This is a genomic window from Pseudoalteromonas thalassia (assembly GCF_049257215.1).
GTDB classification, from domain to species: domain Bacteria; phylum Pseudomonadota; class Gammaproteobacteria; order Enterobacterales; family Alteromonadaceae; genus Pseudoalteromonas; species Pseudoalteromonas lipolytica_C.
On sequence record NZ_JBMMUE010000007.1, the window covers coordinates 64,694 to 76,422 of the forward strand.

An 11,729-nucleotide genomic window follows, 5' to 3' on the forward strand; every position below is an offset into this window, starting at 1 on the left:
AATCGTATGGCATTAGGCTAAACAGACCAATAAAAAATGCTATACTGGCCACTATTATTTTTTAGTTGTTGTGAATATATGAGTTTTAATTTATGTAAGTTGCCACGAGAGCAAAAGTATCAAATACAACTGGACTATGAAGCCTCTTTTTGGGCTTACCAAATAAAGCGAGGTAAAAATACGCGGGAGGGGGTATATACAACAATTAACAGTCGCCCAATGTCAGAACAAGCATTTTTGAAACAGCAGTTTGAGCATTATCTTGCACTTATGAGCTGATATGACTGCGCTAAAATTTTGTCTTCTTGAACCAATAAAAACACCGTTAGTTAATAAGTTTTATGATAAACATGGTGCTCGAGGGCGAGCCTGCAAAGCAGACCAAGTATGGGTTTGCTACTCTGGTTTAGAGATTATTGCAGCATGTCGAATACAAAACCAGTCGGGGTCTTTGTTTTTATCAACACTTTATGTTGATGATGCATGGCGAGGTCAAAAGATTGCTTCTCAATTACTTACGACGTTAATTACAGCACAAAACGCGCCTATATTTACTTTTGCATACCAAAATCTGATTGATTTTTATGTACAACATGGGTTTAACTGTACGTTAACATTACCCAATTCTTTGCAATTGTTGTTTGAGTTATATGCGCATCGAAATATAGTTGCGATGCACTGTACACGACACACAGTGCCAAGTTAGCAATTTGGAACGTCAATGACACAGTTCTTTTCCATCATCGTGCTGTTTGTATTTTTTATCTGTGGCTTGTTTAGTCAACCAGCATTTGCACAGGTAAAGCGTTTATCTACCAGCGAAGGCTTATCGCAAAGCTATGTGAATACTATGCTGATCGATGATAGTGGGTACCTATGGCTATCGACCGAAGGTGGCTTAAACCGCTACGATGGCTATCAAGTTGTGCATATTAAAGGCCCTAATGGCGAGCTAGAAGACGCAATTATCGACCGCATCTACCAAGATCCCCAGGGTTATATTTGGATTGCATCATTGCAAGCGGGTTTATTTCGTTACGATCCTAACACTGATAGTTATCAACAATTTATTGCAAAACCAACTACCGAAGAACAGATTTTCAGCGAGTCTGTGTTTAGCATGGTCGCTCTTGATGATAAGACGCTTTGGCTTGGACGTGGTTGGGATTTTGCAAAACTAGACTTAGAAACTAAACAAGTAACAACAATTTTTGAAATACCAGATCGAGTTAGAAGTAGTGTCATTCGCGATTTGTACCCGTACAAAGGCTTCATTTTTATAGGTACCAGCAATGGGGCGTTTGTGTATGAAATTGCGTCAGGTAAATATCGAAAACTTGACCATCTCCAACAAGAACCAACTCATATTTATCAAAACTATGTAAAGTCATTCGCAGTTGTTGACGAGCAAACATTATTGGTTGGTGCTGTTAGGGGCTTGTATCAGATTGATATAAGTCATTTAGATGAAATGTTTGCCTCTCCCGAGCTTGCTTTTAGCAGTAAAACCTTAATTGATGATTTAAATATTTGGACGATAACTCCGAAGGAAACATCAATAACTTTAGGCACTGATAAAGGGTTATTCGAATTTACTCCATCGAATAATGAGCTTGTAAAAAGTACGCGTTTAAAAGATAGCGGATACACACTCGCTGATACGAGTATTATTGATTTAGTTGAGGACAAATCAGGCGGTATGTGGTTGGCGACTAAAAATGATGGAGCCTTTTACTTACCTTATGATAATTATAATTTTAGCAATGTAGTAGCAAACTCAATAAAGGGAGATGGGTTATCTCATCATTCTATATGGGGAATTACTGAGTTTCAGGACAGAGTTTGGCTTGCTACCCATAATGGTTTAACAGCCATTAATTTGGATACCTACGAAAGCGAGGTGTTTTTAAAAGATTACCAAGTGGATCTTATCACCACAGAGTTTACCATCTATCAGGTGATGCCTTACAAAGATAAGCTGTGGTTACACAGTAATCGTGGGATCATGAGTTTTGATCCAAAAACAGGCCAAGCGACCCCGGTGAAAACCGCAGATCCAGAGCAACAAAAATTAATAAACGATTGGGTTCACGGTGTATTATTGATGCCATCTGGGGAGCTATTTTACGTTCACCCTGACTACGGCATGTTTGTTTATAATATTGAAACTCAAGTAATTACCCGTTTGGCAGGGCAGTTTGATGAATTTGAGCCTTTCCTAGCCTATGGATTCTTACCTGCTTTAACAAGTAAGCCTGATTCGCCACTATTTTATAATGCCGGCATTCTGTATCAAGTTGATCCTGATACATACGAGCTAACCACTATTTATACAGTTCCAGAACAACATGAGAATGTTGCTGTTAATGTGATGTCGTACATCATAGATAACAACAATGTACTGTGGTTGTCGTTATCTAATTTCGGTTTGATTGGCTTAGATGCTGATACTTATGAGCATATTTACACGATTGACCTAGAAAAAAACAAACTGGGTACATTGCTCTACGACATGGTCCTCGATGAGGCCGGTATGATCTGGATGAGTAGTCACAAAGGGTTGTGGCGATTAAATCCAGAAAACTTGCATTTTCAGCAGTTTACCGGTGCAGAAGGGTTGTTCTCAACAGAGTTTAATAGTGGCGCATTTACCAAGCTAAAATCTGGGCAGATAGTTTATGGTACTTTAAAAGGGTTTACCTATTTTTATCCGATGGATAACCACTACCAGCAAGCGCTGATTGATCATGTCAATATTACTAACCTTGATCTAATGTCTCGCGATTTGCCTGCTGAGTTAAAACAGCCTATCGACAGTGTTGTCCTTGAGCATGATGATATTGGTCTTGAGGTAGCTTTTTCGGCGATGGCATTTAATTATCAAGAACGTATCATTTATGAGTACCAACTAGGTGATGGACAAAAAACATATACGCGCAATAACAATCGTGTTCTTTTTCCAAAACTAAGTGCAGGAAAGTACCATCTTAAGGTATGGGCAAAAGACCCAGTTACGGGGGACCTGACTCCGCCAGCTATTTTAAATATTGAAGTAAAGTACCCACCTTGGCGAGCCCCACATGTCATTGTATTGTACTTAATTTTGATAGTTTTAATTATTGCTGCATGGGTATTTAGACGTAATCGCATGCAGAAAATTTTGCTGGCCGCTCATAAAGAAAGCCAAGAAAGTGAAGCGCGGTTAAAGCTTGCTTTAGAGGGAAGTCATTCAGGGGTGTGGGATTGGTCGTCACAAAGCCCTATTATTTATCAACCTCGTCTTAGGAACGAGCTAGGCTATGATACCGACAGTGTTAATTTAGATGACTATTTAGCAAAAATTCATCCGCATGATAAGCAAACTTTCCGATTGGAATGGCTGGAGTTTTTATCCACTCAAAAAGGTTACTTTAATTGTACTTACCGATTACGTCATGCCGATGGTCAATGGCGATGGTACAAAGACTTTGGCAAAGTGGTCGAATGGCAAGGCACAGCTCCTGAAAAAGTAGCGGGCACTTACACGAATATGACGCGTGAGTTAGTGTTTGAAGAGAATGCTCGTCTCTTTGGTGCAGCCTTTGAACAAACGAGAGACTGGGTATTTATCATAGATAAAAACCTGCGTATCCGCGCCACAAATAAATCACTTCAAGATGCCTTTGATTTTCCCGCAGAGCCGCGCTCAAGCCGCTCTTTAACGCTGGGATTACCTGTATCGGCTCGGATCAATTACTTACGAGTTATGCAAAACCTACAATCGGGTGAGCATTATTCCGCCGAAGATGTCGTGGTTGTGGCAAACGGTGAGAAACGACAAGTATTGATTAAAATTAGTGCTGTAGCAGGCAGCAATCGTCAGCTCGATAGTTATGTGATCATTGTTACTGACATCAGTGCACAAAAACTAGCAGAAAGTGAACTACATATTTTAGCAAACTATGATGCGCTTACTGGTTTACCAAATAAAACATTATTTAATGACCGTGTGAATCATGCGATTGAGCAAGCTGATTATCATAAAACCAAAGTTGCCTTGTTGAATGTTAATATCAAGCGCTTTAAATACTTTAATGACTCACTTGGGCGCGAAGAATCTGATGAATTAATTAAACGAGTAGCTCAGCGGTTAAAAAATGTGCTTCGACCTCAAGATAGTATTGCGCGATTTGATGGCGATGAGTTTGTGATTCTAGCTGAAGATTACAAACAAATAGATGAGTTATTGTTACTTTGTGCCAAGGTGATGGACTCAGTAGAAAAACACATAGAGCTAAGTCAGCAAGCCGTTAAGGTTAATCTGAGCGTTGGGGTGGCCGTATACCCAGATGATGCAAGCGGAACTAAAGCGTTGTTAAAAGCGGCAAACGTTGCTTTATATCATGCTAAGCGTCATGTAGAGGGGTGTTATCAATTTTATAAACAAGAGATGAATTTACAGGTTCAGCGTACATTGCATCTTGAATCGCAATTGAGTAAAGCTTACCTAGAGCATGAGTTTTGCAATTATTACCAACCAATAGTCAGTGCAAAAACTCATCAAGTCGCTGGTTTAGAAGTGTTACTTCGCTGGCCTAGTAACGATGTATATAGCCCTGAAGATTTTGCTAATGCGGCAGAAAGCTCAGGACTGATCACCAAAATAATGCTGCAAACGTTATCGCGAGCTCTTATTGAGTTGCGTCAGTGGCACATAACTCATCCTGAACTGTATATCTCAATTAATTTATCGGCCCTTGATTTTGAAAGTGTTAACTTAGTTGCCAACATTGAACACACTCTCAATGCCATAAAAGTACCGGCCAGTGCTGTCGTGTTTGAAATTACCGAGTCGGTGATGATGCGAGATTCAGAAAAAGCTCAACAAAGCATGGAGAAATTAAAGCAGCTAGGCTGTCGTATTTATATGGATGACTTTGGTACAGGTTATGCCTCGTTAACCTATTTAAAGCGTTTCCCGGTTGATGTGCTGAAAATTGATAAAAGTTTCGTTAATGATATTGGTGTTGATAAAGGTGATGAGGCAATTATCAACTCAACTCTAACCTTGGCAAAAAGTTTAGGAAAAGAGTGCGTCGCAGAGGGTGTAGAAACAATCCAACAGCTGCGTTTTTTACAGGCAAAAGATTGTGAGTATTTTCAAGGTTATTTATTTAGTAAACCGGTACCTGGGGATGCAATAGGGCCGCTTTTAGATAAGAGTTGGCATCAAGAGTTTCAGGGATAAAGTTACTGACTTTATCCCTTTAATTATTAATCTTGGCGTTTACCGCAGTGGCGGCAATACAGGTTGCGATTGCGGTTTTTAAGTTCATTATGAATCGCTTTATTCGCCTCTTGCTGACTTAACCCCAGTTTATAACGTAGGTTTTCTAGGTGTTCTTCTTCAATGGGTGACAAGTGCCCATCTTCAACGGCTTCGTGTACTGCATCGGTAAATACTTGTCTGCGTTTACGTAACTGCTCAGAAAAGCTTGAAGCTAGCAAACCGGTTGGAATAGCCACCATGCCCATACTCACTAATGTAATGGCACCACCAAATAAGCGACCTAGGGGAGTTACAGGCACGACATCGCCATAACCAACGGTTGTTAGTGTCACCATGGCCCACCACATTGCAGCAGGGATAGAGCCAAATTTATCGGGCTGTACATCGTGTTCAATTAAATAAATACCGCATGAGGCAATTATCAGCACTACGGCCATAATAAAAAAAGCCGCAAGCAGTGAGCTGCTTTCTTCTTTGAATGAGTTTAAGAGTAGTTGCATCGCACGCGAATAACGAGTGAGCTTAAAGATACGCATTAACCTAAGCACCCGTAAGAAGCGTAAATCAACACTCACAAAGACCATCAGAATGGTGGGTAAAATTGCGATAAGGTCAATCAGCGCCAACGGCGAAAAGAAATATCGAATGCGAATCTTTGAGTTTGTCAGCGTGCTTTCTTTATGCACGCTTTTATCTACACAAGACCAAAGCCTGAGCACATATTCTAAGGTGAAGATACCGACAGAAACCAGCTCAATCATTAAAAATTCATGATGATATTGCTTTGCTAAAGGAGCAACCGACTCCAACACAATCGCAATCACATTGACCATAATCAACGACATCAAAAACACGTCAAGTGCGCGTCCTATACGCCGGTATTTGCCATTACCTTCAAAAACCCGTGCAGTGTAATTTCTTAAACGATGCAAAATAATGATCCAGTTTTAGTTTAGTTTTAGCACCATATTAATGCTGCCTTCTTCAAAGTCGCGGGTGATCTTAAACCCGAGCTTTCGTGCCAGTTCAATCATGCCGGTGTTTTCCGGCAAAGTGATGCCTGCAATTTGTTTAACGCCTTGGTTTTTACAATGCTCAATCGCCGCATTCATTAATATTGTACCAAGCCCTAAACCTTGGCAATCAGAGCGCACCACAATTGCAAACTCAGCATCGAGCTTGTCAGGATCCATCAATACACGAGATACACCTAACGTGCAGGCTGAACCATTTTGCTCTTGGCTAACAATAAACGCCATTTCTCGGTCGTAATCGATTTGCGTCATTTTTGCGAGTTGATCATGATTAAATTGCGGTAATTCACCGAAGAAACGCTTATATCTGTCTTCTTTACTTAATGATTGATCAAACTCTAAGTGTGCTTGCTCATCTTCCGGTTTAATAGGCCTTAGCTGTGCTTGGGTATTGTTTTTAAGTGTTACTTCTTTAACTAATTCAATCGGGTATGGGCGAATGCACAAACGTTTACGGTTCGCTTTTGCTTTATAACGGCTAAGGCCAATGGTCGCATCAAGTACCAAAAACTGCCCGTTGCTGGCTAAAATAGGATTTAGCTCAACACTGGTAATATCAGGTTGGTCGATAACAAGCTGTGAGATACGAGTAAGTAGGGCACATAAACGGTATTTATCGACTTTTTCTGGTAGCACGCGGTCTTTAAGAACCCCTTTATCGTGCGCCGCTGCAATCAGGTATTTTGCCAAGTTCATATTTAGTGGTGGTAATGCCACTGCGGCTTGAGCGAACTCAAGTCCGGTGCCTGCTTCACCCAGTAAGATCACCGGGCCAAAGTTCGGCTCTGTTTTAATAGCGATGCGCAGTTCATTAGCACCTGCTCGCGGCGCCATTTTTTGTAATGAAAAGCCTTCAATATGCGCATCAGGGTAGGTGTTTTTGATTCGTAGCAGCATGGCAAAGGCTGTTTGCTCAACTTCTTGCGCATCATTTAAATTAAGTACCACACCACCGACTTCTGATTTAGAAGGAATACTTGGGCTAATAAGTTTCAACGCTACCGGAAAACCTAGCTCTATGGCTTGTTCTTTGGCTTCTGTTGGCGTGTAAGCAACCTCAGTTTGAATACAATCAATACCATAATGAGTGAGAATTTGGCTTGCTTCATGGGTTGATAAATAGCTTTGCTCTTCGGCTAAAAACTCATTCACTACAGCCCGAGCTGCATCTTTATTTATTTTTGCATCATCTGTGTTTGACTCTGGTGTTTGCGTTAAATGCTTTTGGTTACGACGATAACTTACTAAGTGCATAAAGGCACCAACTGCACCTTCAGGTGTACGGTAGGTCGGAATGGCATTATTAGCGCAGACCTTTCGCGCAGCATACGCGGCATCTTCACCCATAAAATTAGTCATAACATAAGGGCGAGCCATCTTCGGGATTTTCTCTAAGGTTTCGACAATGATCTCTGCATAGTCTTCACTCGGTGCAAGCGCTGATGGGGTATGAATGATCAGCAGGTTTTTAACTTCTTTAGCTTGCAATAAGATTTCTAACGCTTGTTGATAGCGTCTTGGCGCTGAGTCGCCAAAAATATCCACCGGATTTGAGGTCATCTCCGATTGCGGGATAACCTTATTAAGTGCAGCTCTTGTCTCGTCGCTGAGCTCAGCCAGCTTACCTGAGCTTTGTAATAGCGTATCAACGGCCATGACACCTGGGCCGCCGCCATTGGTTAAAATAGTCAGTTGTTCGACTTTAAGTAATTTGGGGTGCATTGCTAGCGTTTGTGTAGCAGCAAAAAGCTCTCGTAGGTCGTTTACTCTTAACATACCCGCTCGTTGGAATAGCGCATCATAGACCGCATCTGAGCTTTGTTTGCCACCGGTATGGATCTCTGCGGCAAGCGCTCCGGCACTGGTTTTACCGGTTTTAATAGCAATTACGGGTTTACTAAACGCAGCGGCTCGCGCTGCAGAAATAAAGCTGCGAATATCTTCAATATTATCGATATACAACAAGATGGCCTTGGTTTTAGCATCTCGGCCTAAAAAGTCGAGTAACTCATCAAAGTCGATATCTAGGCAATCACCCACAGACACAAAATATGAAAAGCCTATCTCTTTGTTTTTCGCCCAATCAAGAATGGTTGAGCAAACAGCAGCTGATTGCGATACAAAGGCGAGCTTTCCAGGGCTTGCAACTGTATGTGAAAAACTGGCATTTAAGCCAATATGAGGAATGAGTAAGCCCAAGCAATTTGGCCCAAGCAAAGACACATTAGCTGCAAGGGCAGCTTCTTTCAGTGCTTGTTTTTGTTCTACGTTTAATCCCGCAGCAATTACCACTGCATGTTTGCAGCCAAGCTCACCAAGCTCATTAATGATGTTAATTAAGGTATTCTTGTTAGTACAAATAACCGCAAGGTCGGGTACTTTTGGTAACGCTGCTATACTTGGATAAGCTAATACACCATGTACAGCGCTGTGATTTAAACTAACAGGCATGATAGGGCCTTTAAAACCCCCTTGCAGCAGATTGCGCATCACCACAAAGCCAGCACGATTTGGAGAGTTAGAGGCGCCAATTACAGCGACCGATTTAGGGTTAAAAAATTGGCTAATACGTTTAACGCTCATGCTGTTTCCTTTGCTTGCGCTGTTTGTTAAAACTTCAGGGTCTGTTAAGTTTAATACACCCAAACTAGAACCGACACGCTTCTAAAGTATTAATAGTTATACTCATAAGATAACCTGTTTATAACTACTTTTCGAGTCAAAAACAGTGAACTACATCAAGGAGAAAAGCATGAATAAGACGCAACCATTTAATATCGTTATTGCAGCGTGCGCATTGGCGGTTGGTTTGCTTGGATTAGGTTTTATATTGAAAAGTGCAGCCCTTGATGTAAAAGGCATGGAGCGCACCGTCCACGTTAAAGGTTTAGCGGAAATGGAAGTGCCAGCCGACACCGTTATTTGGCCGTTACAGTTTTCTGATGCCGATAACAACCTCGAAAAACTAGTTGGTCGGGTTGAAGAGAAAAGCGATGCGGTTGTGGCTTTTTTAAAGCTACATGGTTTTAGCGATGAAGAAATAAGCCTCGGCAGCCAATCAATTATTGATAAACAAGCTCGTGAATATGGCGGCGAAAATCAGCAGTTTCGTTATATTGCCCGTAATAATGTTATTGTTTATTCAAATGATATTGAAAAAGTACAGCATGCGCTAGGCGAAGTAAGCCAATTAGCTAAGCAAGGCATTGCGATAGTACAAGACAATTACGAAACGCGTATTCAATATTTATTTAATGGCTTAAATAAAATCAAGCCTAATATGATTCAAGAGGCAACCGAAAAAGCGCGCGAAGTGGCAATGAAATTTGCCAAAGATTCTCAGTCTAAATTGGGTAAAATTAAAACCGCCCACCAAGGCCAGTTTTCAATTTCTGATAGAGATTCAAACACGCCTCAGCTGAAAAAAGTGCGTGTTGTTACCAGTGTAGAATATTATTTATCTGACTAAACCCAATACCACAGATAAAGGCAGCCGCATGCGTGTACATACAATCACCATGCGGCAAAGCGCACCAAGCATAAAACCACCACTAAACGCCACAGCCACCCCCAATAAGCCAAACTGATCTTTTAACAGCATCGCCATCAAAACCGTGATGCTGGTTGCACCCAGTAATACATACAAGTTGATCAGCGGATTCCCTTTTAACTTGATCATACTACTGGCTAAAATTCTTGCTGGTAGTAACAATTGCCCGAGTAACAGCAGCATTAAAATCCAAAACCCTTCTTCTAATTGGCTTTCACCATATAAATTAAGTAGCGGATTTGCGAGCAGGGCAAGTAGCAAGATAGCGGCAAAGTTAAAGCGCCACAGCACTTTCATTAACTCACTAAGTTGCTGAACGGTTGTCTCATCGGCCATTAAAATGGGTTTTAAATATTGGTTGGCGGCATTGCCTAAAATAGTCAGTAAGCCGGCAATCACCACCGCAGGAAAGAAGATACTTACGCCTTGTGCACCAAACCAGTGATGCACCAGTAATACATCGAGTTTTGCAACTAATACAGTGCCTGCACCACTGGCGAGCATGATCAATGAGTCTTTACACCATTGCTTGGTTTGGTAGCGGGCAGTACTTGCGACGATCATTTTCTTGATTAACCAATATTGATAACTGACTACACACAACATGCTACAAAACAACAAGATGCAAATCTCGACTAAAGATAAGTCCCCACGTATCAAATAAACTAAGAAACAAAAACCCGCGGTTAATAATTCAAAGATACATTGCTGCGTTATCAGGCCTATTTTGGGTTTGTTTAAAGCCACTAAAAAAGCGGATTGGCTTTGCATAATGGCGCCAATCGGCACTAGTAAAAGTAAATAAATTACATGTTCTTTGGCGCTTTGATGCGGTGAAATGGCCTGAAAGCTGATCACCACAGCTGCAACAAAAATCACCCCGAATAAACAAGATGCAGCTAAATAAACATGCTTTAAGCCACGCAGTAAATCATGTTGTTGAGCTTTGTAGAGCGGATAGCTAATACGCATTAACGACGATGCAAAGCCCATGCTTGCTGGTAACAAAAGAATTTCACACAGTGCGAGTAACGCGGCGAAAGTGCCGAACTCATCATTACTTAATAACCTTGCAAGGCACAAGGTAAGAACAATACGGCTACCATGGTTAAGGGCGGTAAAACTGCTGAGCGATAAAAACGCTTTAACAACATCCTTATTCATGAAGTTATTGATTAAGGGCGTTTAATAACTGCGCCGTTGGCACTTGCAAATAGGCCGCACACAGTAAAACTTTACTATCGGCACTCGTTGGCTGATTGGCACCATAAAATTGTTTAAGGGTGTTTATTAAGGCACTGACTGCACTAGGGCTGTGGCTTTGGTCGACTTCCATCATGGCTAATAATGCGGAGAACTCATGCTTTGCTAGCATTTGAGTCGTACTGTTTTGCGCTATAAAGCAACCAATAGGAGTGAGCTGCTGTTTATTCAATGTTTTTAAAGCAACGCCTAAGCTTTCGTTGCTTTCAAATAACATTAACGAACGCAAATAGTTAAAGGGGAGTTTATCTGCCTGACACAGCGTAAATAAATGATGTAGTAGGGTGTTACCTTGGTTGTCTGTAACACAAAAGGCATTTTGAAACTTAAGGCCAGGTGTGAAAAAGCTCAGCTTATCAATATCATCAATCAAGGCAACAGCTTCGCTTGGCAGTGGGCTTGCTTCAAGTAAATGCGCAGCAACATTTTGTAAAAACAGGTATTTAACCTCACTACTGCAAGCTAATTGATAGATATGCTGTAACTGTGCCGCTTGTAAAACCCCCGACAAGCTTTGATAATCGGCAATAAGTTCTTTTAACTGATGATGTTGAAGTCGGCTGTTCAGTTGCTCTATCGCGCTTTGCATGGAATTACCCGTTTTTTATTATTT

At 41.2% G+C, this 11,729-nt stretch carries 8 protein-coding genes; 4 read left to right on the forward strand and 4 right to left on the reverse strand.

Going from position 1 to position 11,729, the window contains the following annotated elements; all coding sequences use genetic code 11:
* Positions 1 to 78 precede the first annotated feature (78 nt).
* The 3 genes from AAEU31_RS10175 to AAEU31_RS10185 are packed head-to-tail and all read left to right on the forward strand — an operon-like array spanning position 79 to position 5,227.
* Positions 79 to 279 (forward strand): DUF3283 family protein, encoded by a 201-nt coding sequence (locus AAEU31_RS10175; protein WP_135923595.1) that lies wholly within the window; start codon positions 79 to 81, stop codon positions 277 to 279.
* A gap of 1 nt (position 280) precedes the next feature.
* On the forward strand, positions 281 to 706 hold the full coding sequence (locus AAEU31_RS10180; RefSeq protein WP_421967154.1) for a GNAT family N-acetyltransferase: 426 nt from the start codon (positions 281 to 283) through the stop codon (positions 704 to 706).
* A gap of 15 nt (positions 707 to 721) precedes the next feature.
* Positions 722 to 5,227 carry an EAL domain-containing protein gene (locus AAEU31_RS10185; protein WP_135923597.1) on the forward strand — a complete coding sequence of 1,502 codons (4,506 nt, stop codon included), beginning with the start codon at positions 722 to 724 and terminating at the stop codon, positions 5,225 to 5,227.
* Between the two features lie 26 nt (positions 5,228 to 5,253).
* Here AAEU31_RS10185 and AAEU31_RS10190 read toward each other — a convergent pair whose 3' ends face one another.
* The gene (locus AAEU31_RS10190) at positions 5,254 to 6,207 is read right to left on the reverse strand and encodes an ion transporter (protein ID WP_421967206.1); all 954 of its coding nucleotides are present in this window, start codon (positions 6,205 to 6,207) and stop codon (positions 5,254 to 5,256) included.
* Positions 6,208 to 6,216: 9 nt separating this feature from the next.
* The gene (locus AAEU31_RS10195; protein ID WP_135923599.1) at positions 6,217 to 8,886 is read right to left on the reverse strand and encodes a bifunctional acetate--CoA ligase family protein/GNAT family N-acetyltransferase; all 2,670 of its coding nucleotides are present in this window, start codon (positions 8,884 to 8,886) and stop codon (positions 6,217 to 6,219) included.
* A gap of 169 nt (positions 8,887 to 9,055) precedes the next feature.
* Between AAEU31_RS10195 and AAEU31_RS10200 the strand changes: the two genes are divergently transcribed.
* Complete coding sequence (locus AAEU31_RS10200; protein ID WP_421967155.1) at positions 9,056 to 9,772, forward strand: SIMPL domain-containing protein; 717 nt, start codon at positions 9,056 to 9,058, stop codon at positions 9,770 to 9,772.
* Here AAEU31_RS10200 and AAEU31_RS10205 read toward each other — a convergent pair.
* Together AAEU31_RS10205 and AAEU31_RS10210 are read right to left on the reverse strand one after the other, a co-directional pair.
* Positions 9,761 to 11,017, reverse strand: a complete 1,257-nt coding sequence (locus AAEU31_RS10205; RefSeq protein WP_421967156.1) for a lipopolysaccharide biosynthesis protein — start codon at positions 11,015 to 11,017, stop codon at positions 9,761 to 9,763. The two genes, AAEU31_RS10200 and AAEU31_RS10205, sit on opposite strands and share 12 nt — an antisense overlap.
* Positions 11,018 to 11,021: 4 nt before the next feature.
* The gene (locus AAEU31_RS10210; protein ID WP_421967157.1) at positions 11,022 to 11,705 is read right to left on the reverse strand and encodes a hypothetical protein; all 684 of its coding nucleotides are present in this window, start codon (positions 11,703 to 11,705) and stop codon (positions 11,022 to 11,024) included.
* Positions 11,706 to 11,729 lie beyond the last annotated feature (24 nt).